The sequence below is a fragment of the Corynebacterium sp. CQ3829_602738 genome (assembly GCF_054478435.1).
Map to the genome: position 1 here is coordinate 1033258 of NZ_CM137003.1, position 25786 is coordinate 1059043.

At 64.7% G+C, this 25786-nt stretch carries 23 protein-coding genes and 1 tRNA gene; 14 read left to right on the top strand and 10 right to left on the bottom strand.

What is annotated here, in order from left to right; genetic code table 11:
• Positions 1 to 41 precede the first annotated feature (41 nt).
• Both ACX1NL_RS05015 and ACX1NL_RS05020 read right to left on the bottom strand, forming a co-directional pair.
• Positions 42 to 344: a hypothetical protein gene (locus tag ACX1NL_RS05015; RefSeq protein WP_311390204.1), complete on the bottom strand. Its 303-nt coding sequence runs from the start codon at positions 342 to 344 to the stop codon at positions 42 to 44.
• An 86-nt stretch (positions 345 to 430) separates the two neighbouring features.
• Positions 431 to 625 (bottom strand): hypothetical protein, encoded by a 195-nt coding sequence (locus ACX1NL_RS05020; RefSeq protein ID WP_239305948.1) that lies wholly within the window; start codon positions 623 to 625, stop codon positions 431 to 433.
• A 1014-nt stretch (positions 626 to 1639) separates the two neighbouring features.
• Between ACX1NL_RS05020 and cmtR the strand changes: the two genes are divergently transcribed.
• A complete protein-coding gene (cmtR, locus tag ACX1NL_RS05025; RefSeq protein ID WP_181888220.1) occupies positions 1640 to 1999 on the top strand; it encodes a Cd(II)/Pb(II)-sensing metalloregulatory transcriptional regulator CmtR in 360 nt (119 codons plus the stop codon).
• The gene (locus tag ACX1NL_RS05030; RefSeq protein WP_200803038.1) at positions 1999 to 2598 is read left to right on the top strand and encodes a cadmium resistance transporter; all 600 of its coding nucleotides are present in this window, start codon (positions 1999 to 2001) and stop codon (positions 2596 to 2598) included. Before cmtR ends, ACX1NL_RS05030 begins: the two co-directional genes overlap by 1 nt.
• Positions 2599 to 2938: 340 nt before the next feature.
• Here the strand turns inward: ACX1NL_RS05030 and ACX1NL_RS05035 are convergent.
• From ACX1NL_RS05035 to ACX1NL_RS05055, 5 genes are all read right to left on the bottom strand, one after another.
• Positions 2939 to 3015, bottom strand: a tRNA-Arg gene (locus ACX1NL_RS05035).
• Positions 3016 to 3225: 210 nt separating this feature from the next.
• Complete coding sequence (locus tag ACX1NL_RS05040; RefSeq protein WP_239305947.1) at positions 3226 to 3900, bottom strand: LutC/YkgG family protein; 675 nt, start codon at positions 3898 to 3900, stop codon at positions 3226 to 3228.
• Positions 3901 to 5454, bottom strand: a complete 1554-nt coding sequence (locus ACX1NL_RS05045; protein WP_458898774.1) for a LutB/LldF family L-lactate oxidation iron-sulfur protein — start codon at positions 5452 to 5454, stop codon at positions 3901 to 3903.
• Entirely contained in the window at positions 5451 to 6236 is a 786-nt protein-coding gene (locus ACX1NL_RS05050; protein ID WP_181888230.1) for a (Fe-S)-binding protein, read from the bottom strand. Before ACX1NL_RS05050 ends, ACX1NL_RS05045 begins: the two co-directional genes overlap by 4 nt.
• Positions 6237 to 6327: 91 nt before the next feature.
• A complete protein-coding gene (locus ACX1NL_RS05055) occupies positions 6328 to 7998 on the bottom strand; it encodes an L-lactate permease (RefSeq protein ID WP_448231073.1) in 1671 nt (556 codons plus the stop codon).
• A gap of 166 nt (positions 7999 to 8164) precedes the next feature.
• Here ACX1NL_RS05055 and argS point away from each other — a divergent pair, with 166 nt between their 5' ends.
• The 4 genes from argS to thrB all read left to right on the top strand — a co-directional run bounded on the left by argS (position 8165) and on the right by thrB (position 13562).
• The gene (gene argS / locus ACX1NL_RS05060; RefSeq protein WP_458898775.1) at positions 8165 to 9817 is read left to right on the top strand and encodes an arginine--tRNA ligase; all 1653 of its coding nucleotides are present in this window, start codon (positions 8165 to 8167) and stop codon (positions 9815 to 9817) included.
• Positions 9818 to 11182 carry a diaminopimelate decarboxylase gene (gene lysA / locus ACX1NL_RS05065; RefSeq protein WP_458898776.1) on the top strand — a complete coding sequence of 455 codons (1365 nt, stop codon included), beginning with the start codon at positions 9818 to 9820 and terminating at the stop codon, positions 11180 to 11182.
• A gap of 86 nt (positions 11183 to 11268) precedes the next feature.
• Positions 11269 to 12621, top strand: coding sequence for a homoserine dehydrogenase (locus tag ACX1NL_RS05070; protein WP_458898777.1), 1353 nt, complete (start codon positions 11269 to 11271; stop codon positions 12619 to 12621).
• Positions 12622 to 12632: 11 nt separating this feature from the next.
• Positions 12633 to 13562 (top strand): homoserine kinase, encoded by a 930-nt coding sequence (gene thrB, locus ACX1NL_RS05075; RefSeq protein WP_458898778.1) that lies wholly within the window; start codon positions 12633 to 12635, stop codon positions 13560 to 13562.
• On the opposite strand, the gene ACX1NL_RS05080 is transcribed toward thrB, so the two are convergent.
• From ACX1NL_RS05080 to ACX1NL_RS05090, 3 genes are all read right to left on the bottom strand, one after another.
• Positions 13563 to 14870, bottom strand: a complete 1308-nt coding sequence (locus ACX1NL_RS05080) for an HNH endonuclease signature motif containing protein (RefSeq protein WP_458898779.1) — start codon at positions 14868 to 14870, stop codon at positions 13563 to 13565.
• Positions 14871 to 15183: 313 nt separating this feature from the next.
• On the bottom strand, positions 15184 to 16329 hold the full coding sequence (locus ACX1NL_RS05085; protein ID WP_194989515.1) for a glycerol dehydrogenase: 1146 nt from the start codon (positions 16327 to 16329) through the stop codon (positions 15184 to 15186).
• A 29-nt stretch (positions 16330 to 16358) separates the two neighbouring features.
• Complete coding sequence (locus ACX1NL_RS05090; protein ID WP_458898780.1) at positions 16359 to 18089, bottom strand: long-chain fatty-acid--CoA ligase; 1731 nt, start codon at positions 18087 to 18089, stop codon at positions 16359 to 16361.
• 276 nt (positions 18090 to 18365) lie between these two features.
• Between ACX1NL_RS05090 and rho the strand changes: the two genes are divergently transcribed.
• The 8 genes from rho (at position 18366) to ACX1NL_RS05130 (ending at position 25758) form a co-directional block, all read left to right on the top strand.
• A complete protein-coding gene (gene rho / locus ACX1NL_RS05095; RefSeq protein WP_458898903.1) occupies positions 18366 to 20084 on the top strand; it encodes a transcription termination factor Rho in 1719 nt (572 codons plus the stop codon).
• A complete protein-coding gene (gene prfA, locus ACX1NL_RS05100) occupies positions 20084 to 21163 on the top strand; it encodes a peptide chain release factor 1 (protein ID WP_458898781.1) in 1080 nt (359 codons plus the stop codon). The genes rho and prfA overlap by 1 nt, the downstream gene beginning before the upstream one ends.
• Positions 21150 to 21995 carry a peptide chain release factor N(5)-glutamine methyltransferase gene (gene prmC / locus ACX1NL_RS05105; protein ID WP_458898782.1) on the top strand — a complete coding sequence of 282 codons (846 nt, stop codon included), beginning with the start codon at positions 21150 to 21152 and terminating at the stop codon, positions 21993 to 21995. The genes prfA and prmC overlap by 14 nt, the downstream gene beginning before the upstream one ends.
• 25 nt (positions 21996 to 22020) lie before the next feature.
• A complete protein-coding gene (locus ACX1NL_RS05110; RefSeq protein ID WP_458898783.1) occupies positions 22021 to 22677 on the top strand; it encodes an L-threonylcarbamoyladenylate synthase in 657 nt (218 codons plus the stop codon).
• 6 nt (positions 22678 to 22683) lie between these two features.
• Positions 22684 to 23847, top strand: a complete 1164-nt coding sequence (locus ACX1NL_RS05115; protein ID WP_269511874.1) for an MraY family glycosyltransferase — start codon at positions 22684 to 22686, stop codon at positions 23845 to 23847.
• A gap of 19 nt (positions 23848 to 23866) precedes the next feature.
• Positions 23867 to 24265, top strand: coding sequence for a hypothetical protein (locus ACX1NL_RS05120; protein WP_070844173.1), 399 nt, complete (start codon positions 23867 to 23869; stop codon positions 24263 to 24265).
• Positions 24266 to 24620: 355 nt separating this feature from the next.
• Positions 24621 to 25415, top strand: a complete 795-nt coding sequence (gene atpB, locus ACX1NL_RS05125) for a F0F1 ATP synthase subunit A (protein ID WP_181888242.1) — start codon at positions 24621 to 24623, stop codon at positions 25413 to 25415.
• A gap of 97 nt (positions 25416 to 25512) precedes the next feature.
• Positions 25513 to 25758, top strand: coding sequence for an ATP synthase F0 subunit C (locus ACX1NL_RS05130; RefSeq protein WP_034999811.1), 246 nt, complete (start codon positions 25513 to 25515; stop codon positions 25756 to 25758).
• Positions 25759 to 25786 lie beyond the last annotated feature (28 nt).

The following is a 25786-nucleotide window of genomic DNA, read 5'->3' on the forward strand; positions in this document are numbered from 1 at the left end:
AAAGTGGGGGCTTCGACCCGCCTTAAACCAAAGATTGCGCATCATTCGAGTTTGTCATCCTCTTCCCTGCGAACAGTCCTGACAAACTTTCCTAGGAACTGAAAAACTGGGGGCGCGAGGAAGATGCCAGCCAGCCACTCGGAACCCCCGCCGAAATAAACAGCCAAGGCTGCGCCGATCGAGGTTAGGAACATGCCGAAACTCAAGTATTGACCGCGTTTGAGGGCGTCCACATCCCCTTTTGCAAGCCACTCCTTCTCGTGGTTCGAGGCTGCAATGCTTTGTTCCGCCATGCGCATTGCGCGGTCGGCAAAAGTGGGGTCAACTTGACGGTAGGCTTCCAACGTCTCCGGTGCTGGTGCCGGGGCACTCTACAGGTAAGCGGAACTCGCAATCTGGCGGGTGACCTCCTCGACGAGTTCAGCGTCAATTACTTCGCCGGGAGAACCGTCCGAATGATCTTGTCCATTGCGTTGAACGTCACTTTCCACCCGTTGTAAATCGTCGCCCGGGGATCGTTGGCCTTCATGCGTGCCTGCGTTCGCAGCGGGCGAGGGTTCGTCTCCATGACGTCCACTCCCCGGCGGCGTGCTCGACCGGCGGCGCTCATCATCTTGAGAGTCATCGTTCATGCACCTGCTTCCTTCCGGTAATGGCATTATCCACGACTGTTCGGGCTGTGGAGTCTAGGGTTAATTGAACCACAATTAGTTCCTCACCGGCATGCAGAACCCCGATTGTGCACGCCGGCGAATCATTTCGCGCCAGATTGAATGTTGTCGGGGTCAGTCTCTCCGAAAATCACCCGATTTGAAAGCAGGGTTAAATCTGGCAGCGTTTCCTGAATTGAACGGGAAAAGAAACCAGAACCCCTGCTCGGAGCTTTCAGTAAACTCCCCGACCAGTTGTAGCGGGTTCGTGGCTACACCCCGGTTACACCGGGTTCCGACTCCGGTTACACAACAGAAGTCAATTATATGACGTGAGCAGGAGCGCTCCTTAGAGCGGGAAGTCAGGAAATTCCGTTTCCGCCTCTTCCTACCTCTCGGCAAGCTCCACGCTCCACCGTGAACGCTCGACAAGCTCGTCAAAGGTGAGCACCTCCGGTGACTTGCGGTTCGAGCGGAAACTTTCAAAGCTACGGAACTTCGAGCCAATTCGGTTGCCTTGGGCGCGGCACACAAATCGCACATGGGCCGATCATCAGAAACGAGCGTGGTTCAACCAAGTATGCACCGTCGCCAGTGTTGTCTCCCTCGTTGTCCCTCTCGGCAATCCATCCGGCAAGGCTCTCCTTGGCGGCGCGAACCGTCGTCGAACCCCGAGGTGTCCCCGCTGCAAACGGGAATCGAGTCGAGGCTGCGGATGAGGTAGATAAGTTTGTTCGAGCCTTCCCGGTTCAAGATGATGAGGCCATCGAGTTTTGTCCCGTTCGGATCATTGCTTGGGGCCTGAAAACCGATCTCCCGAACTACGCCAGGCTCGTGCGCAACTTGAATCTCGAGCCGGCGACGCTGTTTTCGCAACTTTGCCGGAATCTCTGCCAGCTCTGCTCCTTCCACTGTCTCCTGAGCAGCACACACAGCTGCACCGCTACATCGGGTTTGACACGTTCAGCGCTCGCTGTATAGTTCAGTGCATGCTGACTATTGCTTCGCGTCTCGACGTGATGAACCGCCTGGGTCGTGCACTGGCCGACCCCACTCGATCCCGGATCATCTTAACCCTGCTCGACCATCCCGCTTACCCGGCGGAACTGGCTCGAGCTCTGGACCTGACACGCTCGAATGTGTCCAACCACCTGGCATGCCTGCGCGATTGTGGGATCGTCGTCTCCGAGCCCGAGGGGCGTCGGACGCGATACGAGATCGCCGATCCGCACCTGGCGCAGGCGCTGACTACATTGGTCGATGCCACCTTGGCAGTAGACGAAGATGCCCCGTGCATGGATCCCGCCTGCACGCTTCCCGGATGCGATGTAGCTGGGGTGGGCGCGTAATGCTCACCACGGTCTTGCAGGCGATAGGCCTGTTCGCAGCTACCAACATCGACGACATCATCGTGCTCTCCCTCTTCTTCGCGCGAGGGGCAGGCCAGAGCGGCACCACCGCCCGTATTCTGGCCGGCCAGTACCTCGGATTTGCCGGCATCCTCGTCGCCGCGATCCTCGTGACCATCGGCGCCGGAGCATTTCTGCCCCCGGCAGCTATTCCATACTTTGGTCTCATCCCGCTGGGCATCGGCCTCTGGGCCGCATGGGAGGCCTGGCGCGGAGACGATGACGACGATGACGACGAGGCCAAGGTTGCCGGCAAGAAGGTCGGCGTGGGGACAGTCGCAGGCGTCACTTTTGCCAATGGCGGCGACAACATCGGTGTCTACACCCCTGTCTTCCTCAGCGTGGAGCCTCTCGCAGTAGTCGCCTACTGCGTTATCTTCCTCGCGCTCGTTGCGGTCCTGGTGGCCCTGGCAAAGTTCGTCGCCACCCGCCCCCCGATCGCGGAAGTGCTCGAACGCTGGGAGGACATCCTCTTTCCCATCGTTCTCATCGGCCTCGGCATCGTGATCCTCGTCAGCGGCGGAGCTTTCGGGCTCTGACGTAGCGGCAGTGTTCCAAACGGCCCCGACCGGGCGTACCCCTCTCGGTTCAGACCCCAACAACTACCCGCAGCCAGTCCTGCGTGATCACAGCAACAAGACCGCTATGAAGCGCTGCAAAAACCGCGCCACCAGATGAGTACGGAAACTCTTCCGCGGCTCGGTCCGCTCTCATAAACAATCCGCGCTATAACCCGAGCAGGAACGGCGTTCAGACAAAGAAAAATGACCCCTCCGAACGAACGGAGCGGGTCATTTTTGTGTTCGCGGCCGTTTTTCTTCGGCCGGCAGGAGGTTTCGTGAAAAGATTGGAACAGTTTCGTGAAACCCCCTGGTCAAGTGGTGTCCCCGACAGGATTCGAACCTGCGACCTTCGGTACCGGAAACCGATGCTCTAATCCACTGAGCTACGGAGACAATGCCGTCTAGGTTAGCACCCGGCATTACAGCCAACGAAATTGGAACGAACCCTAGGGCGACTCCCAGCTTCACCCCATGGTTTTGCAACACCCATGTCCCATAATCATTGGTGCGCGCCGCGGGAACGGCGTGACACGGGAAACAATGACAGCGAAACGGCCGGCCCCGAAAGGGACCGGCCGTTTCGTTATGCCAGCTAAGCGCTGGCTACTTCACAACCATCACGATGAGGTCGCGCGGGCCGTGCACGCCCTCGACGCGCACGAGCTCGATATCGGAGGTCGCGGACGGACCAGAGATCATGGTCGCCGGGCGCTCCGGATCGATACGCGAGATCATCTCCGGCACGCCGAAGACGACGGATTCCGGGCGCACGATGCAGATGTGGCGGTCCGGCACCAGGGACAGGGCGCGGCGGCCGCACACGTCGCCGGACTCCAGCACGATGGAGCCGGTCTGCGCGGAGGTGACCTTGGAATCGGTGATTACGGCGTCGACGTCGGAAAGCTCACGCGGGTCCGTGTCGTTGGAATCCGGGCGCGCGGTGCCAGCGAAGCCGTCGAAAAGCGAGGCGTCCAGGCCGGGCGCGTAGACGACCTCGTTGCACTTGCGGTCCGCGAGCACCTTGACGATGTCCTCGGCGAGGGTTGCCTCGGTAGTCTCCACAACGTCCGCCTTGTAGTCCACGAGGCGGTCGATGAGGATCTCGCGCAGGTCGTCGCCGGAGATGTCGGAGGAGGTGTTGTAGTTGCGAACCACTTCCACCTGCTCAGGCGTGTTGGACAGCTGCTGTGCGTCGCGGATGCGCTTGAGGATCTCGCGCTTGGCGTCCTCGTTGCGGGTGTCGCGCGGGGCAGAATTACCGGTTACTCGAGTAGTCATTTACTTGTCCTCTTCCTCGAAACGCTCGCCGGTGACCTTCTGGCCCTCCGGGACGCCCTGCTCGCGGGCCTCGGCCAGCAGGTTCTTCGCCTCGTCGGTCTCCCACCACTGGCGGAAGGACTTCTTCGGCGGCACCGCGACGTCGCGGTACTCGGTCCAGCCGGAAATCGGCGGCGGCATGAGCTCGATCTTGCCGTTGAAGCCGCCGAGCACGCGGCCCAGAGCCACCATGCGCACCAGCTTGTCCCACACGCCGCTGCGGCCCCAGACCTGGGCCAGGGAAGCGAACGCCGCGCGCTCGATGTGGCTCGGCTCGTTCTTCGCCTTCTGGTAGCGCAGCTCCAGCAGAATGTCCGTGATCGGGATCTTCACCGGGCAGACCTCGTTGCAGCGACCGCACAGGGAAGACGCGTACGGCAGGGAGCCGTTCGGGTCGTCCGAGGAGTCGATGCCGGTCAGCTGCGGGGTGATGATCGCGCCGATCGGACCCGGGTAGGTGGAGCCGTAGGAGTGGCCGCCGGCACGCTCGTAGACCGGGCAGACGTTCAGGCAGGCGGAGCAGCGGATGCACTTCAGGGCCTCGCGGCCGATCTCGCTGGACAGGGCGGCGGTGCGGCCGTTGTCTAGGAGGACGATGTGGAAGTTCTGCGGACCGTCGCCCTCGGTCACACCGGACCACAGGGAGGTGTACGGGTTCATGCGCTCGCCGGTGGAGGAGCGCGGCAGCAGCTGCAGGAACACGCCGAGGTCCTCGAAGTTCGGCAGCAGCTTCTCAATGCCCATGACGGTGATCAGGGTCTCCGGCAGGGTCAGGCACATACGGCCGTTGCCCTCGGACTCCACAATGGAGACGGTGCCGGTATCCGCGCAGCCGAAGTTGGCGCCGGAGATGGCCACCTTGGCCTCCATGAACTGCTGGCGCAGGTACTTGCGGGCAGCCTCAGCCAGCTCCGCCGGATCCTGGGTCAAAGTCTCGTCCGTGTTCGGCATCTTCGCGGCGAAGATGTCGCGGATCTCTGCGCGGTTGCGGTGGATCGCCGGGACCAGGATGTGGGAGGGGAAGTCCTCGCCGAGCTGCACGATGAGCTCTGCCAGGTCGGTCTCTTGCGCGAAGATGCCGGCCTTTTCCAGCTCGTCGTTCAGGGCGATTTCCTGGGTGGCCATGGACTTGATCTTGACAACCTTGTCCTCGCCGGTGGCGCGGACCAGGTCCTGGATGATCTCGTTGGCTTCCTTGGAGTCGCGCGCCCAGTGGACGTGGCCGCCGCGGGCGGTGACGTTTTGCTCGAACTGCTCCAGCAGCTCGGGCATGCGCGCAGCGACGTCGCGCTTGATGGTGGAGCCCGCCTCGCGCAGGTCCTGCCAATCGTCTACCTCGTCCACAACAGCCTGTCGCTTCACGCGGATGGTGGTGGTGGCGTACTGGTAGTTGCGGCGCTTGGTTACGTCGTTGAGCTCGTGGTGCGCAGCCTTCTGGAACTTCTCCTTGCCGCGCAGGTGGGACGGGCCGCTCGCGTACGGCGGCATGGTGGGTTGACCGAGTGCGACCTTCACAGCATCTTCTCCTTCTTGTATGCCGCGGACGTCGGGGTCAGCGGGTGCTCCTTGGTGGAGGCGAGGATCTCCGCCATGTGCACAGCGCGGATGCCCTGGTGCTGGCGGGACATTGCGCCCGCGATGTTCATCAGGCAGGAGGAGTCGCCGGCGGTGACGTACTCGGCCTGGGTGTCCTTGATGTGGCGCACCTTGTCCGAGACCATGGCGGAGGAGACCTCCGGCATCTTCACGGAGAAGGTGCCACCGAAGCCGCAGCACTCCTCGGAGTTCTGCAGGTCCACCAGCTCCAGGCCCTCGACGTGGCGCAGCAGCTCGGTCGGGCGGTCGCCGACCTTGAGGAAGCGCAGGGAGTGGCAGGAGGAGTGGTAGGTCACGCGGTGCGGGAAGAAAGCGCCCACGTCGTAGGTGCCTGCGACGTCAACGATGAATTCGGAGAGGTCGTAGGTCTTCTTCGACGCGGTCTTCGCGCCGTCGACAAGCGCCTTGGAGCCAAAGCGCTCTGCAAGCTCGACGTGCTGCTCACGCACGGCGCCGGCGCAGGAGCCGGAGGGGGCGACCACGTAGTCGATCGACGGATCCGAGAAGGCGTCGACGTAGGTTTCGATGATCGGAAGGGCCTGCTCTTTATAGCCGGTGTTCACGTGCATCTGGCCGCAGCAGGTCTGCTGTTCGGGAAAGACAACGTCGTAGCCCAAGCGGGAAAGCACAATGGCCGTAGCCTTGTGCGCGTCGGGGAAGAGGGCGTCGCCGATACAAGTAGAAAACAGCGCTACTCGCATGTTCGGACTCCTAAAATTGTGAGATCACAGGGAAAAATGAAAGCCCCCGCAGGCTGTGATGACCTCGAGGGCTCCGATATTCGGTTGTCAGTTACGGAACGACCGGCGCAAGCACGCTCAGAACGTTCGACTGAAGGAAGACTATCACGCACACTGCAACCAAGAAGCCGAAGCTCCAGCCGACGACATTCTTGAAGATCTCGGATTCCTTGCCCTCCATGTTCACCGCGGTGGCGGCGATGGCGAGGGACTGCGGGGAAATCATCTTGCCCACAACACCACCGGTGGTGTTGGCTGCCAGCATGAGATCCGGGTTGAGCCCCAGGTTGTTCGCGGCGGTGACCTGCAGGTTGGCAAACAGGGCGTTGGCGGAAGTGTCGGAGCCGGTCACAGCCACGCCAACCCAGCCGAGGACCGGAGAGAAGAAGGCGAACGCCGGGCCGAGGTTGGCGAAGAACTCGCCGATGGTCACGGTCTGGCCGGAGTAGTTCATCACGTACGCCAGCGCCAGCACGAGCACGATGGTCAGCGCGGACCAGCGCATCTTCCACACAGTATCGGTGAATTCCTTGCCCACCTGGCCCCAGGTCAGGCTGTAGCGGCCGTTCTCGTTGAACACCATGTAGGCCACGGACACGATAAGGGCGGAAATGACCAGCAGCGTGCCCGGGTTGTTGATCCAGGCGAAGTTGTAGTCGCTGTTGACGGTCTCACCTGCGGCGTCGAGAAGCTTGCCGTCCAGGCCCGGCCACGGGAAGGAGATCTGGAACTTGTTCAGCCAGTCCGGGATGGTGCTGCCCAGGTTGGCCAGACCGAAGATAACCACAACAACTGCGTACGGCATCAACGCCATCCACACACGGTGTCCTGGCAGTTCTGCTTCCTCGGTGCGCTCCGGGAGTTCGAGGCGCTGGCGCATCTCGTTGATGCCCTTCGGCTGCCAGAAGCGCAGCAGCAGGAACGCCGCGCCGAGCGCGACGATGCAGGCGACGACGTCGGTGAGCTGGTAGGCGAAGTAGTGGGAGGTCCACCACTTGGCCACGGCGAAGGTCAGGCCGATGGTGAACGCGGCCGGTGCGGTTTCGCGCACGCCGCGCTTGCCGTCGATGATCAGCGCGATGATGAAGGGGACGAAGAACGCCAGGATCGGGGTCTGGTTACCGATGATCGCCGCGATGTTCTCGGTCTGCTCGACTGTGCGGCCGCCGACCTCGCCGGCGGTGGTGATCGGAATGCCCACGGCGCCGAACGCGACCGGGGCGGTGTTGGCGAGCAGCACCACGGTGGCGGCCTTCAGCGGCGGGATGCCCAGCGCGAGGATCATGGTGGCGGTAATGGCCACCGGCGCGCCGAAGCCGGCGAGCGCCTCAAGCAGGCCGCCGAAGCAGAACGCGATGAGCATCGCCTGGATGCGCACGTCGCCGTTGCCCATCTTGTCGAAGACTAGGCGCAGGTCTTCGAAGCGGCCGGAGGCGACGGTGATCTGGTAGAACCAGATGGCCGTCAGGATCACGAAGACGATGGGGAACAGGCCGAATAGGCCGCCGCGGAAGGCCGAGGAGATGGCCATGCCGGTGGGCATGTTGAAGCCGAGGATGGCTACCAGCAGCGCAACAACGAGCGCGACGGCGCCGGAGGTGTGTGCGCGGGCCTTAAGGCCGAGCAGCATGATGAAGAAGGTGAGCAGCGGCAAGGTAGATACCAGTGCCGAGAGGCCCACGCTGCCACCGATTGCGTCGGTGAAGACTTGGAATTGATCCATGGGGGAGGCTCTTTCGAGTCAGTACGGGCAATGACTGGGAAACAATATGCCACTATAACCCCGGAAGTGACCAATAGAGGGGTATTCCTTTGGTGTGACCTATTGCACCGTGGTGCCTGTAGGCATGCTGCGTGCGGTGTCGGCGGGTGTTTTAGACTTGTGCCCCATGACGCCAGCTGAACTCGCAACCACCGTGAAAGAGGCCGCGACCCGCGTGCTCGCCGCCCACGAACTCGACGCCTCCGTCGTCCCTGAGACCGTGACCGTGGAGCGCCCCCGCAACCCCGAGCACGGCGACTACGCCACAAACATCGCGCTCCAGGTGGCCAAGAAAGCTGGCACCAACCCGCGCGAGCTCGCCACTTGGCTTGTCGACGACCTGTCGGCCAACCCCGCAATCGACTCCGCCGAGATCGCCGGTCCGGGCTTTATCAACCTGCGTCTCGCCGCCGGTGCTCAGGGCCAGCTCGTTGCAAAAGTGCTGGATGAGGCGGAGAAGTTCGGCCACTGCGACCTCTACGCGGACGAGAAGATCAACCTCGAGTTCGTCTCCGCCAACCCCACCGGCCCGATCCACCTCGGCGGCACCCGCTGGGCCGCGGTGGGCGACTCGCTCGGCCGCGTGCTCGAAGCCGCCGGTGCGGAGGTGACCCGCGAGTACTACTTCAACGACCACGGCGGGCAGATCGACCGCTTCTCCCGGTCACTGGTCGCCGCGGCGAAGGGCGAGCCCACCCCGGAAGACGGTTACGGCGGCGATTACATCCGCGAGATTGCCCAGGCGGTCGTCGAAAAGCATCCTGATGCTCTCGACGGCACCGACGCCGAGGTGCAGGAGACCTTCCGCGCGGCTGGCGTGGAGATGATGTTCGCGCAGATCAAGCAGTCCCTACACGAGTTCGGCGTGGACTTCGACGTGTACTTCCACGAGAACTCGCTGTTCGAGTCGGGCGCTGTGGACAAGGCCGTGCAGACGCTGAAGGACAACGGCAACCTGTACGAAAACGACGGCGCGTGGTGGCTGCGCTCCAGCGACTTCGGCGACGACAAGGACCGCGTCGTGCTCAAGTCCGACGGCGACGCCGCCTACATCGCCGGCGACATCGCATACGTGGCCGACAAGTTCGACCGCGGCCACACCCTGGCCATCTACATGCTGGGTGCGGACCACCACGGCTACATTGCCCGCCTCAAGGCCGCGGCGCAGGCGCTGGGCTACAACGCGGACGCTGTCGAGGTGCTCATTGGCCAGATGGTGAACCTAGTGCGTGACGGCCAGGCCGTGAAGATGTCCAAGCGCGCCGGCACCGTGATCACGCTCGAAGACCTCGTGGACGCTATCGGCGTCGACGGTGCGCGCTACTCGCTGGTGCGCTCCTCGGTGGACTCCACCCTGGACATCGACCTGGACCTGTGGACGAAGCAGTCCTCCGACAACCCCGTCTACTACGTGCAGTACGCCCATGCCCGCCTGTGCTCCATCGGCCGCAAGGCGGAGGAAGCTGGTGTGTCCTTCGCTGACCCGGACCTGGCGCTGCTCACCCACGACAAGGAGGGCGACCTCATCCGCACCCTCGGCGAGTACCCGGCCGTCGTGCGCGCCGCTGCCGAGCTGCGCGAGCCGCACCGCATCGCCCGCTACACAGAGGAGCTGGCCAGCGCGTTCCACAAGTTCTACGACTCCTGCCAGATCCTGCCCAAGGCCGGCGAGGACGCGGAGCCGATCCACACCGCCCGCCTCGCGCTGGCGATGGCCTCGCGCCAGGTCGTCGCAAACGCCCTTGGCCTGATCGGCGTGAGCGCACCGGAGCGTATGTAAATGACCGTTTTTGTCTCCACGCCCTACGAGAAAGACAGCGGCGACTTCAACGACCTGCCCGCACACGTCTGGCCCCGCTGCGCCAAGCGCGAAGAAGATGGCGTGGTCACCATCGCCGGTGTGCCCCTTTCCGAGATCGCCGCGGAGTACGGCACCCCGGTCGTGGTCATCGACGAGGACGACTTCCGCTCCCGCTGCCGCGACATGGCCGCCGCGTTTCTGGCGCCAGGCAACGTGCACTACGCCTCCAAGGCGTTTCTGACCCGCCGCGTGGCGCGCTGGGTGGACGAGGAGGGCCTCGCCCTCGACGTGGCCAGCGAGAACGAGCTTCGCATCGCTTTGGCCGCGGACTTTCCACCGGAGCGCATCACCGTGCACGGCAACAACAAGTCCGACGAGTTCCTGCGACTGTGCGTGGAGTCCAAGGTCGGCCACGTGGTCATTGACTCGCACCAGGAGCTGGCTCAGCTCGAGGCCGTCGCGAAGCAAGCTGGCGTGAAACAGGACGTCTTCGTCCGCGTGAAGCCCGGCGTGGACGCGCATACGCACGAATTCATCGCCACCAGCCACGAGGACCAGAAGTTCGGCATCTCGCTCGCTACCGGCGACGCGCTTTCCGCCGCCACCGCAGCCATCGCGTCCGACTGGCTGGAGCTGACCGGCCTGCACTGCCATGTCGGCTCCCAGGTTTTCGACGCCGAGGGCTTCAAGCTCGCCGCCGAGCGTGTGCTGGGCCTGTACGCCGAGATCTGGAAGACCCAGGGCGTGGCGCTGGGCTACCTCGACCTCGGCGGCGGCTACGGCATCGCCTACATGCCGGGGGAGTCGCCCCTGGACGTCAACGCTGTGGCGCGCGACCTGCTCGCCGCGGTGCAGGAAGTTGCCGACGAGCTGGGCATCGCCGCGCCCACCGTGGTGGTCGAGCCCGGCCGCGCGATCGCCGGCCCGTCCGCGGTCACCGTGTACACCGCCGGCGTGATCAAGGACGTGGACACCTCGTACACCACCTCGCGCCGCTACATCGCCGTCGACGGCGGCATGAGCGACAACATCCGCCCCTCGCTGTACGGCGCGCTTTACGACGCCCGCGTGGTCAACCGTTTCACCGATGGCGCCCCCACAGACACGCGCCTGGTGGGATCCCACTGCGAGTCCGGCGACATTCTGGTGGAGGAGGCCTCCTGGCCCGACGACATCGCCCCAGGCGACCTCATCGCCCTCGCCGCCACCGGCGCCTACTGCTACTCGATGGCCTCGAACTACAACGCGTTCGGCCGCCCGGCAGTGGTCTCCGTGCGCGGCGGAGAGGTCACGCCGATGGTGCGCCGGGAGACCGTCGAGGATCTCATCGCCCGCGAATATTAATTGACCGTCGGTGCCGTTTGCGCGATAGTAGACAAAGCGGTTCACCGCTGATCCCCGCCACGTACGACGAAGGAGCTACACGCAACATGACTTCCGCCACCGCCGAGGGATACAACGGCAACTACCCGGGCAAGGGCATCGGCACCCCCGTGGGCATCGCTGTGCTGGGCAAGGGCACCGTCGGTACCGAGGTGCTGCGCCTACTGTCGGAGTTCTCTTCCAGCTTGGAGCACCGCATCGGCAGCCCGATCGAGGTCAGGGGAGTTGCGGTATCGGACGTCGAGAAGCATAAGGACGCCCCCGAGGTCCAGGGGCTGTACTTGACCGGGGACGCGCGCGAGCTGGTCACGCGCGACGACGTGGACATCGTGGTCGAGCTCATTGGCGGCATCGACTACCCGCGCGAGCTCGTGCTCGAGGCGCTCAAGGCCGGCAAGTCCGTGGTCACCGCGAACAAGGCCCTGGTGGCCGCCCACAGCGCCGAGCTTGCCGACGCCGCCAACGCCGCCGGGGTCGACCTCTACTACGAGGCCGCCGTGGCCGCCGCCATCCCGGTGGTTGGCATGCTGCGCCGCTCGCTCGCGGGCGACCAGGTGCAGAGCATCTCCGGCATCGTCAACGGCACCACCAACTTCATCCTCGACGCTATGGCGTCCACCGGCGCGAGCTACGAGGAAGCGCTGGCCGAGGCCACCCGCCTCGGCTACGCGGAGGCGGACCCGACCGCGGACGTGGAGGGCCACGACGCCGCATCCAAGGCCGCCATCCTCGCCTCCATGGGCTTCCACACCCGCGTGACCTTCGACGACGTGTACTGCGAAGGCATCACCAAAATCACCGCCGACGACATCGAGGCCGCGAAGAAGTCCGGCCACACCATCAAGCTGCTGGCCATCTGCGAGCGGCTTGTCGACGACGCCGGCAACACCACCGGTATCAACGCCCGAGTCCACCCGACCCTGGTGCCCAACGAGCACCCGCTCGCTACCGTGGACAAGTCCTACAACGCCATCTTCGTCGAGGCAGAAGCAGCAGGTCGACTTATGTTTTACGGCAACGGCGCCGGCGGCGCCCCCACCGCATCCGCAGTGCTCGGCGACCTCGTCGGCGCTGCCCGCAACAAGGTTCACGGCGGCCGCGCCCCGGCCGAGAACCCTTACGCGGACTACCCAGTCGTCGCGTTCGAGCAGGTGACCACTCGCTACACCATCAACATGACGGTCAACGACCGCGTCGGCGTGCTCGCCGACCTCACCGCCCGCTTCGCCAAGGCAGGCATTTCCCTGTCCGCGGTGCGCCAGGAGGAGTCCGGCGACGAGGCCCACCTGATCGTTGTCACCCACGCCGCGCTCGAGGAGGACCTCAAGGCGATCGTGGAACAGCTTTCCGGCCACGACGACGTGCTCGCCGTCAACTCCGTCATCCGCCTCGACTCCTAAGGTTTCCGTCTATGGCTATCGATCTGCAGCCCGGCCTGAAAGTCAAGGTCACCGTCCCCGGCTCGTCGGCGAACCTGGGCCCCGGCTTCGACACCCTCGGCATCGCGCTGAGCATCTACGACACCGTTGAGGTGGAGGTCACCGAATCCGGCCTCGAGGTGGAAATCTTTGGCGAGGGCGCCGACGACCTACCCCGCGACAGCTCCAACCTCGTCGTCCGGGCCATCCAGTCCGGCTTGTCCGCCGCCGACGTCTCCGCGCCCGGATTGCGCGTGGTGTGCCACAACAACATCCCGCAGTCCCGCGGCCTCGGCTCCTCCGCCTCGGCCGCCGTCGCGGGGGTGGTCGCCGCCAACGCGCTGGCAGGCTTCCCGCTGGACGAGGATGCGGTCGTGCAGCTGTCCTCCGAGTTCGAGGGCCACCCCGACAACGCCGGTGCGTCCGCCCTAGGCGGGGCAGTAGTGTCCTGGACGGACATCCCCGTCGACGGCCAGTCCAAGCCGTCCTACCGCGCCGTGCGTATCCCGGTGGACGAGTCCATCAAGGCCGTCGCCCTCGTGCCCGACTTCCACGCCTCCACCAACGCCGTGCGCAAGGTGCTTCCCAGCCACGTCACCCACACTGACGCACGCTTCAACGTCTCGCGCACCGCAGTGATGACGGCCGCGCTGCAGCATCACCCGCAGCTGCTCTTCGAGGGCACCCGCGACCGCCTCCACCAGCCGTACCGCGCCGACGTCCTGCCGGTGACGGCGGAGTGGGTCAACCGCCTGCGCAACCGCGGCCACGCCGCCTACCTCTCCGGCGCCGGCCCGACTGCGCTCGTGCTCACCACCACTGAGGTGGAGCCTTCGCTTCTCGACGAAGCTCGTTCCGCCGGTCTCCGCGTCATCGAACTCGACGTCGCAGGCCCGGCCACTGCGGAGTTGGTGCGCGACTAACTATTCCGCGAACGAGTCACCCGGCGTAACTGTGTCGCGCAGCGGACCAGTGTGGTCGCGCGTCCTCGTCGGCAGAGAGCGGTTCCTAGACACGTACTGCGTTCCGTCCTGAAGTCGGAAGTACAGGTCAGGGCCGTGCGGCTGTATATAGGCGAGCCCGTGGCTAATCTTTGCGTGGCAGCTCGAGCACAGTGGGATCAGGTTGTCCATGTTCGTCTCGCCACCTTCTTCCCATTCCCGGATGTGGTGGATCTCGATGAAACGCTTGTGGTTGCAACCGGGCATCGCGCACTGGTGGCCCCAGGCCGTGAGCAAGGCGAGCACCTGGGCGTCCGTGGCGAAGCGGCGGGACCGGCCGACGTGGATAGTCAGTCCTTTCTTGTCTAGCAGGTGCAGCCGAACATTCGCGTTTGCGATGTAGCTTCGAACCTCCGCTGAGCGAGCCGAGGTGTTCTGCGGCATCCATGCCCCGCCGTCCTCCGTGAGCACAATATTGACGTGGGCGCCCGGTGCGCGCAGGGCGCTGACTGGGTTCGTACGCACCATCTCCATCATGGCAACAAAAGCGGGGTAGAGGTCCTTCCTTTCCGGATTGCCGTAGCGGGACGGGGGCCGCAAGATGCTGTCCATGTCCAACTTTGTCCGTGGGCGTTCTGTTTCCACCGTCTCGTCTGCAGGGCACGCCTCCGGTTCGTTTTCTACTGAGTTAATGAGCCTCTCTAGCTCCTCTGGGTCTGCAAGCTCGTCCACATCGGGGAGTTCTGCGCAGTAGTTCGCCAACTGCGCGATTTTCAGCGCGCAGAGCAGTGCCTGGCCCTGGACAGCCGGAAGCAGTGCGCGGAAATCGAGCATGCCGTCCGTGCGAAACTTCGCGGTGACCACTGGTTCCTCCGGCTCCCGTTCCTCGGCGGGATCGCTGCCGGCAAGGACCTGCTCGAGTTCGGAGTAACCGTGAATTAGAGCGAGGTCTACCAGTTCTTCTTCGTTCTGCTCGTGCATGTAGCGCAGCAGTAGGCGCATGGTGGAGTACGGCATGATGCCGGAGCGAAACGTCTCATACAGCAGGCGGAATCTGCGAAGACCCCGAGAGACGTGGACGTATTCGTAAGCCGTGGCCGTGGCAAGGTTGAGCTCGCGTTTGAGCCAGGTGGCGGTGGATGTCTCACCTCGCTGGGAGGCGATGTCGGCTTCATCGAGTTGGCCGAGGGCGTTAAGCATTTCAGCGCGGTGGAAGTGGGAATTGCGGTGGTGGTGCTTTAGCTCGTTGATAAGCAGAGATGTGCGCTCGGCTTTGATGGCTGTTGTCATGGCAGGTCCCCCGGGGATGGTTTGGCGGTTGCTGTTTGGTGTCGAGCGTAAGCGCAAACATGTTCGATGTAAAGGGTTTTGTGTGTTCATTTTAGTGGACATCTGGGGGCGGATTCTGCAGTTGCGGAACCATTGTAAGTGCACATTTAGGGAAATGTCCGATTGTGTCCGATCGTTCCGCAACTGCAGAATGGAAAATGGAAAACGGGGGTATGTTCGATATGTCCGGTTGTGTCCGAACGTTCTGCAATTGCGGAAACAGGCATAAAAAGGGGCCGCACGAAAGCATCGTGCGGCCCCGGATCGCGCGAGCTTAGTGCTTCGCCTCGTACTTCTTCGGTTCCGGCAGGCCGCGCTCTTCGCGGACGCGGCGGGCGGTGTGCTCGAGGGTGATCAGCGCCTCGACAACCTGGGCCGGCTCGACCGGGAACGGCATGTTGTGGATGGTCTCCTCTTCGGCGGTCGCGGCCTTGGCAACAGCCTCGAGGACGTCGGTGTCCTCGGGGGACAGGCCCACCTCAGTCAGCGTGGTAGGCAGACCGACCTTGGTGGTGAACTCGATGAAGTCTTCGATCTCCTCGGAGTCGGCGCCCTCCATGATCAGCTGGGCGAGAGTGCCGATGTTGACCTTCTCGCCGTGGGAGAGGCCGTGGGTTTGCTCGGCGGCGGACAGGCCGTCGTGGATGGCGTGGGCCGCGGCCAAGCCGCCGGACTCGAAGCCGAGGCCGGACAGCAGGGTGTTCGCCTCCACCACGGCGTCAAGCGCCGGGGTGACTACGCCTGCGCGAACCGCATCGAGGGCGGCGAAGGAGTCCTTGCGCAGAATGTCAGCGCACAGCTCTGCAAGAGCAGCGCCTGCGCGAGTGGGGTGGCCGCCGTTCATGGTGGTGCCGTTGCCCCTTGCGGTCGCGCGTGCCTCCACCCAGGTAGCCATGGCGTCGCCGATGCCAGCGACGAGGAACTGCTCCGGGGCGCCGGCGACCAGCTGGGTGTCGATGAGCACCAAGTCGGGGTTGCGGGGGAAGAAGCGGTATTCGTCGAAGGCGCCGTCCTCGGTGTAGATCACCGAAAGCGTGGAAGTCGGAGCGTCGGAAGACGCCGCGGTGGGCACCGAAGCCCAGCGGATGTCCGCCTCGAAGCCGGCGGCCTTCGCGGAGTCGATGGCGGAGCCGCCGCCGAGGCCGACCACCACGTCGTAGTTATTGTCCTTGATCAGCTTGACCGTGTCGTCGACACGCTCGGCGGTTGCGAAACCTTCGAACTTGACGCGGTTGACCGGGAGGCCTTCCTTTTCAAACCCGTCGGTGAGGGACTGTTCGACGAGGCCCCACACCGTGTCGTCGGAAAGCAGCAGCGGGTTCTCGCCGAGCTGCTTCAGGTACTTGCCCAGCTCGTGGATGGCATCTTTGCCCTGCACGTAGCGGGATGGACTGGAGAAAATGCTTGGCTTTGCTGTCATGCCCCGCCATCGTACCGTGACTTTTCGCTTTACGACGTCGCCTTCGGCCGGCTGCCGGGGCCGGGCAAGGCGATGATGTCGAACTCGTCTTTGGCGAGGTGTTTGCGCAGGTCCTTCTTGTCGAACTTGCCCACGGACGTCTTATCGATGGAGTCCACGAAGGTCCAGTATTCGGGCGCCATCCACTTCGGCAGCACGTCGGCGAGCCCGGCGCGCAGGCGGGCGGCCGTCTCCGCGGTGGGGGCGACTTCGGCGGTCAGCTTGGTCACGGCGAGGGGGCGCTCGCCCCACTTGTCGTCGGGGATGCCGATGACGGCGCACTCGATGACTTCTTCGGACTCCATGATCAGGTTTTCCACCTGGGCGGAGTAGATCCATTCGCCGCCGGAGCGGATGACGTCGCGGGCGCGGTCGTAGAGCGTGAGGAATCCGGCGTTGGTCACGGTGCCCACGTCGCCGGTGCGCAGCCAGCCGTCGGCGGTGAAGTGCTCGCGCTCGTCGTCGACATCTTCGCCGCGGAAGCGTGAGGCGATCTCGCCGGGTTCCTGGGTGGGCGAGTGGTAGTAGCTGGCGGCGACCATGTTGCCGCGCACCTGGATCTCGCCCTGGGTGAGGTCGGTGGGTGCCATGACTTGGCCGTCGTTGACCACGCGGTACTGCAGGGTGGGGGCGAAGCGGCCCTGGGAGACGCGGTAGGCCCAGCGGGCCTCACCCGACGCGCCCGACGGCGGCCGCGCCACGGTGCCGACGGTGGACGTCTCGGTCATGCCCCACACGTGCACCACGTCCACGCCGTAGCGCTCCTCCCACACCTTGATCAGTGCGGGCGGGGCGGGGGAGCCGCCGACGAAGATCTCCTGCAGGCTCATGCGCTCGGGCGGGTTGTGCAGGTAGTGCACCATCAGCTGGATCCACAGGGTGGGCACGCCGTGCGCCACGCGCGGGTGGGTGCCGGCGATGAGCTTGGCCAGGGTGGGGGCGGACATGTCCGAATCGGGCAGCACCAGCGGCGTGCCGGCTAGAAACGCCGCGAGGGGCACGCCCCAGCTGAGCACGTGGTAGATGGGGATGCAGCACAAGAACGTCTCGCCGTGGGTCACGGCCAACGAGTCAGTGGCGCGCAGGCCCGTGGCCTCCAGCCACAGGGAGCGGTGCGAGTACGCCACGCCCTTCGGCGCACCGGTGGTGGCGGTGGAGTACACCAGCGCTGCGGCGGTGTTTTCCGGCAGTTCGGGCCATTGGTAGGACGTCGGCCGGCCGTCGAGAAGCTGCTCGTAGCTGTACACCTGGACTGTGTCGGGGAGGTGCGAAGCTGCGTCGTCAAGCGGGGCGATGCCTGTGAACGCCACAGCGCGCACGGTGGGGCAGTCCCGCAAGATCGTGCCCAGCTTCTCCGCCAGGCGAGGGTCCGCGACAACAACCTCGGACTCGGAGTGGTTGACCACGTACGCGATCTGATCCGCCATGAGCTGCACGTTCAACGGGTTGAACACCGCGCCCTTCGCGGCCACGGCGAACATGACCTCGATGTGCTCCGCGCAGTTATACAGCAGCGTTGACACGCGCTGGTCGCCGTCAATGCCCAGGTCGTCGTGCAATGCGTGGGCGAAGGCGGCGGCGCGCGCGCCGATCTCGGCGAACGTGGTCTCCTCCGCGCCGGATGCGCGCCACGTCGTGCACTTCGTGTTGGCGTGGGCGGTGGTGCCGTACTCCAAAATCCTGGCGACGGAGAACGGCACCTCCTGCATCGTTGAAAGCATGCAGGCTATGTTAGCGCGGGCCTGATTAGCGCAGGGCCTTCTATGCGCTACACTTCTGCGTGGATCGTGCGAATTGCATCCGTCCCGGAAATATTCCGGTTGAGGGTGCTGGCGGCGCAACCGGGAGGAACGTTTCCCCGGGCCCGCGAGATCCGTAAGACCGCACACGACCGCTACCGGTGCATGCAAACGCGAATATCTGCGCGATTAAGCAGCTGGCTTAGCGACGAAAGGACACACGTGACCGAAACCGGCACCGCGGCCGACCTCGCCGCAATGAAGATTCCGGAGCTGCGCAAGCTCGCCGCCGAAAAGGGACTCAAGGGGATCTCCGGGCTCCGCAAGGGGGAACTCATCCAGGCCATCGCCACCGGGCAGGTGCCGCGCAAGGCCGCCGCCGAGAAGGCTGCGCCGGTGGAAACGGCAGAGAAGGCCGAGAAGCCGGCCGAAAAGGCTGAGAAGCCGGAGAAGCAGCAGCCGAGCGACGACGAGGAGTCCCGCGGGGCATCGCGCTCCGCGGCACGTCGCGCCCGCCGCAACCGCGCCCGCTCGCAGCACGACGAGCAGCAGGGCAGCGATAACCGTGACAACCGGGACAACCGCGACAACCGGGACGAGCAGGACCGCAACCAGGAGCGCGGCAACAACCACGGCAACAACGACCGTGGCGGCCGCAACAACCACGGCAACAACGACGACCACCACGGCGGGGGACGCCGCGGCCGTCGCGGGCGCCGTAACCGGAACCGCAACCGCGACCACAACAACGGCGGCGGCAACAACGGAAACAACAACGACAACCAGAACTTCAACCCGGAGGACCTGCAGGAAGTAGCGGGTATCGCGGACGTGCAGGACAACGGCTCCGCGTTCATCCGCACCACCGGCTACCGCCAGTCCAACGCGGATGTCTACGTGCCGCAGAAGCTGGTGCGCCAGTCGGGCCTACGCTCCGGCGACGCGGTGACGGCCCAGGTGCGCGCGAACGGCCAGTCCCACTCGCAGGGCAACGGCCGCAACCGCCGCAGCTACAACCAGGTTGTGCGGGTGGATGCCATCAACGGCCAGACCACTGAGGCGGCGAAGGCGCGCAAGGAGTTCCACAAGCTCACCCCGCTGTACCCGAACCGCCGTCTGCGTCTGGAAACTGAGCCGAAGATCCTCACCACTCGCGTGATCGACCTGGTCATGCCGATTGGTAAGGGCCAGCGTGCGCTGATCGTCTCCCCGCCGAAGGCCGGTAAGACGACGATTCTGCAGAACATCGCCAACGCGATCGCCACCAACAACCCGGAGTGCTACCTCATGGTGGTGCTGGTGGACGAGCGTCCGGAGGAAGTCACGGACATGCAGCGCAGCGTCAACGGCGAGGTCATTGCCTCCACGTTCGACCGCCCGCCGTCAGAGCACACCGCCGTGGCCGAGCTGGCCATCGAGCGCGCAAAGCGCCTGGTGGAGATGGGCCAGGACGTGGTGGTCCTGCTGGATTCCATCACCCGACTGGGCCGCGCGTACAACAACTCCTCCCCGGCGTCCGGTCGCATCCTCTCCGGTGGCGTGGACTCCAACGCGCTGTACCCGCCGAAGCGCTTCCTGGGCGCCGCCCGCAACATCGAGGAGGGCGGCTCGCTGACGATCATCGCCACCGCGATGGTGGAGACCGGTTCCGCCGGCGACACCGTGATCTTCGAGGAGTTCAAGGGCACCGGCAACGCCGAGCTCAAGCTGGACCGCAAGATCGCGGAGCGCCGCGTGTTCCCGGCTGTGGACGTCAACCCGTCCGGCACCCGCAAGGACGAGCTGTTGATGAGCCCGGAGGAGGCCCGCGTGATGCACAAGCTGCGCCGCATCCTCTCCGCGCTGGATCCGCAGCAGTCCATTGACATGCTGATCAAGCAGCTGAAGAAGACAAAGACCAACGGCGAGTTCCTCATCGGCGTGGCCAACTCTGCACCGATGGCGCAGACGGAAAACGATGAGGAGGACTACTCCTAATGGCAGAGAAATCGCAGGTTTCGCTTGTCGACGACTACGTCGCCGAGTACCAGGGCATCCAGGCCCAAATGGGCGACCCGGAGGTAGCGGGCGACCAGGATCAGTTCCGCAAGCTGTCCAAGCGCTACGCGGAGCTGCAGCCGATCATCAACGTCTACAACGACCTGACCCAGGCGCAGGAGGACCACGAGGCTGCGGCCGAGATGGCCTCCGAAGACAAGGAGTTCGCCGAGGAGGCCAAGCGTCTCGAGGGCGAGATTGTCCGCCTGGAGGAGGAGCTGGCCGACCTGCTCGCCCCGCGCGACGAGCACGACGGCGACGACATCATCATGGAGCTCAAGGCCGGCGCCGGCGGCGAGGAAGCCGCGCTGTTCGCCGGCGACCTGGCGCGCATGTACCAGAAGTACTGCGAGAAGCACGCCCTGACGTGGGAGGTGCTCGACGTCGCAGAGTCCGATCTGGGCGGCGTGAAAGACATGACCGTCGCGGTCAAGTCCAAGAACCCGTCGCGCGACGGCGCCTGGTCCAAGCTGAAGTTCGAGGGCGGCGTGCACCGCGTGCAGCGCGTACCTGTCACCGAGTCCCAGGGCCGCATCCAGACCTCTGCCGCCGGTGTGTACGTCTTCCCGGAAGCCGACGAGATTGAAAGCGTCAACATCGACGACAAGGACATCCGCGTCGACGTGTACCGCTCCTCCGGCAAGGGCGGCCAGGGCGTGAACACGACGGACTCGGCCGTGCGCATCACACACCTGCCCACCGGCATTGTGGTGACCTGCCAGAACGAGCGCTCCCAGATTCAGAACCGCGCCCGCGCCATGCAGGTGCTGCAGGCTCGCCTGGACCAGCTCGAGCGCGAGAAGCAGGAGGCCGAGGAGGCCGAAGGCCGCGCGTCGCAGGTGCGCACCATGGACCGCTCCGAGCGCATCCGCACCTACAACTGGCCGGAAAACCGCATCTCGGACCACCGCATCAACTACAAGTCCAACAACTTGGACTCGGTGCTGGACGGCAACATGGACGACCTCATCGGCGCGCTGCAGACGCACGAGCGCCAGGAGCGTCTTGAAGCGGAGTAACGTTCGCTCCCACATCGCGAGCGCCACACACACGCTGCGCGAGGCGGGCGTCGACTCCCCTGAGGTGGACGCGCGCCTGCTCGCCGCGCACGTGCTCGGTGTCGCGCCGATGCAGCTCATGTTCGCCGACGTCCCGGCGGACTTCGGCGAGCGCTACACCGAGCTCGTCGCCCGGCGCGCCGCGCGCGAGCCGTTGCAGCACATCATCGGCACCGCCCCGTTTTACGGCGTCGACCTCGCCGTCGGCCCCGGCGTGTTCATCCCCAGGCCCGAGACTGAGGTCCTCGCCGAGTGGGCGGTTCGAAAGCTTATCGACGCACCTCCGGCCCCCACCGTCGTCGACCTCGGGTCCGGCACCGGAGCCCTGGCCATCGCGGTCGCCCGCGCGAGGCCGGACGCGACCGTCTACGCGGTGGAAAAATCCCCGGCGGCGCGCGCCTTCCTGCAGCGCAACGTCGAAAAGCTTGCGCCCCAGGTCAACGTGGTGGCGGGGGACATGACCGACCCGGATCTGCTCGCAGGGATCACCGCGGACGTGGCGGTGTCCAACCCGCCGTACGTGCCGGAGACGCCGAAGCTGCAGGCGGAGGTCTACGCGGACCCGCACGAGGCTGTGTTTTCGGGGGCTGACGGGATGGCGGCGATTCGCGGGCTCGTGCCCGTCGTCAAGCAAATGCTCAAAGACGGGGGAGCGGTGGGCATCGAGCACGACGACACCACCTCCGAGGCTGTGCAGGCTCAGCTGCGCGCCGGCGGTTTCGCGGACGTGCGGGCGCTGGAGGACATGACCGGGCGGGCCCGGTTTGTCACGGCGAGTAAGCTAGCCCGGTAACTGCCCGACGGCCAAGGAGCGAACGATGAGGGAAACATACAACTGCCTCGACCCGCAAAAGCGCATCGAAGGTGTGCGCGCGGCCGCCGACGCCGTCCGGGCCGGCCGCTGCGTCGTCCTGCCGACGGACACCGTCTACGGCATCGGCTGTGACGCCTTCAACAACGACGCAGTGGACACGCTTCTAGCCACCAAGCGCCGCGGGCCGGACATGCCGGTGCCGGTGCTCGTGGGCTCCTGGGTAACTATTCAAGGGCTCGTGCGCGAGTTCACCGAGACCGCGAAGACGCTGGTGGAGGCGTTTTGGCCGGGCGGGCTGTCCATCGTCGTGCCGGAGGCGCCCAGCCTGCCGTGGAACCTGGGCGACACGCGCGGCACCGTGCTTCTGCGCATGCCGAACCAGCCGCTGGCGCTCGAGCTTTTGCAGGAAACCGGGCCAATGGCGGTGTCCTCTGCGAACATCTCCGGCAACCCGCCGGCGACCACCGCCACCGAGGCGCGACAGCAATTCGGTGACGCGGTGCCGATCTACCTCGACGGGGGCACCGCCGAGATCGGGGAGCCATCCACAATCATCGACATTTCCGGGCCCGTGCCGCGGATCTTGCGCGAGGGGGCGATCTCCGCCGAACGCATTGGTCAGGTCTTAGGGCTTGACCCGGAGAGCTTGCGGAGGAAGTAGCCGCCGATGAACGCCTCCGGTGTTCCGCTGCGTGAGCTGGGACTTGTCCTGCTCGTGGCGGCCGCAGTCACGTACCTGGCCACCGGGCCGGTGCGGTCCATGCTCGTGCGCACGGGCAGGGTGGCGGAGATCCGCCAGCGCGACGTGCACACGCAGCCGACCCCGTCGCTAGGCGGGCTGGCCATGTTCACCGGATTCTTGGCTGCCTACGGGCTCGCGCAGCAGTTGCCGGCGCTGACCCGCGGGTTCGCCCCAGTGACCCCGGAAATGACTGCGGTACTGGTGGGCGGGCTCGCCATCGTGCTCGTCGGCGTGGTGGACGACCTGTACGAGCTGCGCGCGCTGACCAAGCTAATCGGGCAGTTCGCCGCCGCGATCATCATGACCGCGCTGGGCATTATCTTCACCGTGTTCTATCTGCCGTTCGGGGAGGGCACCACGCTCATCCTGGATCAAGCCCAGGGCATGGTCTTGAGCGCGCTGTTTACGGTGCTGCTCATCAACGCAGTGAACTTCGTCGACGGCATCGACGGGCTCGCCGCCGGGCTGGGCATGATCGCGGGCTCTGCGATCCTGATCTATTCGCTGGCGGTGCTCCACGACCAGGGCGGGGCAGTCTCCGCCTACCCGCCGGCGATCATCTGCGCGATCCTGGTGGGTATCTGCGCGGGCTTTTTGCCCCACAACTTCGAACCGGCGCGCATCTTCATGGGCGACTCCGGGGCGATGCTGATCGGGCTGCTGCTCGCCGCGGCGTCGATTTCGGCATCCGGCAAGATCAACATGTCGCTCTACGGCGCCGCCGACCTAGTGGCGCTGGTCAGCCCGATCATCGTTGTGCTGGCCGCGATCGCGCTGCCAGTGCTGGACCTGGTGTGGGCCGTGATCCGCCGCACCGCGCGCGGGCAGAGCCCGTTTGCCGCGGACGCAGGGCACATCCACCACCGCCTACTTCGGCTCGGGCACACGCACCGCCGCACCGTGCTGGTGCTCTACATGTGGGTCTCCGCCGTCGCCTTCGGTGCAGTGAGCTTTTCCGTGGTGCCGTTCAAAATCGCGGCGTCGTTAAGCGTGGCGGCGCTGCTGGTTGCGTTTTTGCTCACGCTGGTGCCCTTGGCCAAGGGAAAGATCGGCCCGGCGGGTAGGATGACGCAGCGTGAAACCGCTTGAAGTCAACGACGCTAACGCCATGACCGACCACCGCAAGCCTCTCGTGCGCGCGCTGAAGGTGGCCAGCTGGGCGCTCGTGGTGCTCACTGTGGTCGCGCTGATGGGGTGGGGCGCCGCCCGCGACCTGCCCGGCATCTGGGCCGCGCTGATGGGCGTCGCAGTGGGCGGAAGCTTCGTGCTGCTCACCGCCGCAACCGTGCTGGCCACCTCGAACTCCACCCCGAACGCCACGATGGCGATCGTGCTCGGCGGCTGGCTGCTCAAGATGGGTGTGCTGGTGCTGTTTTTCCTGTGGATCCGCGGCTTCGACTTCTACGACCACCAGGCGTTCGGCATCACCACGATGGCGGCGCTAGTTGTCGCCCTGGGTGCCGAAACCTGGGGTCTGATTACCACCCGCACCACCTACCTGGATTAGAGGTACGCGCAAGCTGTGACAGACCTAACAGCAGGGCGGAAAAGCGTCCGAGCTGGGTAGTTGCCCGGTTTCGTGGGTTGGGGTGGTGCGTCGGGGGGACAACTACACAGGTAAAACCTACTTTGCGCGGACGGCCTGTTAGGATTACCGCTGGGTTTGTTCCGAGTCGATATTAACCCTCGTAAGCAGGGGAAACCGGCGCAAGAACGACATCCCCTGCCCCCGCGGAAGCAGATGTGCGACGGAGTCCGCCGCGGAGGCAGTCTTTGTTGAAGACGTCCATCGCACCGCGCGCCGAGCGCATCGGAGCGCGGCCCGAGAACGGGAGAGAACGCTGAGCGTTACAACTTTGGCCATGAAGGGTGAATTCCACGCACCTTCGCTTGGTCCAGAATTTTTCCCGGGGCAGACGTACGGCCAGCTCATTGGCGAAGACTTCGCTAATGGGTGGTTCGCACTCGATCGCATCATGCTCGTCCGCCTGTTCATGGCGGCGATTTTGGTGCTCCTCTTTGTTATTGCCTTCCGGAACCCGAAGCTGGTTCCCAAGGGCTTGCAGAATGTCGCCGAGATCGGTGTCGATTTCGTCCGCGTGCATATCGCGGAGGACACGCTGGGGAAGAAGGACGGCAAGCGGTTCCTGCCGCTGCTGTGCACCATCTTCTTCACCACGCTGTTCATGAACGTCGCAACGATCATCCCAGGCCTGAACATCTCGCCTAACGCACGTATCGGCATGCCGATCGTCATGGCGGTTGCGGCCTACATTGCGATGATTTACGCCGGCGTGAAGCGCTACGGCATCGCATACTTCAAGCACTCGACCGTGATTCCCGGCCTTCCGCCGCTGCTCCACCTCCTGGTGGTGCCGATCGAGTTCTTCTCGACGTTTATTCTGCGTCCGGTCACCCTGGCTCTTCGTCTTATGGCGAACTTCCTGGCTGGCCACATCATTCTCGTCCTGCTGTACTCCGCCACGAACTTCTTCTTCTGGCAGCTGAACGCATGGACGGCAGTGAGTGGCCTGACCCTCATCGCAGCGCTGCTGTTCACCGCATACGAGTTGATCATCATCTTCCTGCAGGCGTACATCTTCGCTCTGCTGACTGCGGTGTACATCGAGCTGTCGCTGCACGCGGATGCGCACTAACAAAGCGCGACCACACGGCCAACTGAATAACCCCACCATCTGTCACTCGCTCACCCGCACCCCGCGGGAGAGCACCTAGAAAGGGAACGACTTTCACATGAACGACATCATTCTTGCTCAGGCAGCGGAGACCGTGAACCGCTACGAGGGTCTCGGCACCATCGGCTACGGCCTCGCAACCATCGGCCCGGGCATCGGCATCGGCATGCTCGTCGGCAAGACCGTCGAGGGCATGGCTCGCCAGCCGGAGATGGCTGGCCAGCTGCGCACCACCATGTTCCTGGGTATCGCCTTCGTTGAGGCGCTTGCCCTGATCGGCCTCGTCGCCGGCTTCCTGTTCTAAAAAACACGAACGAGTAACCCGTACATTT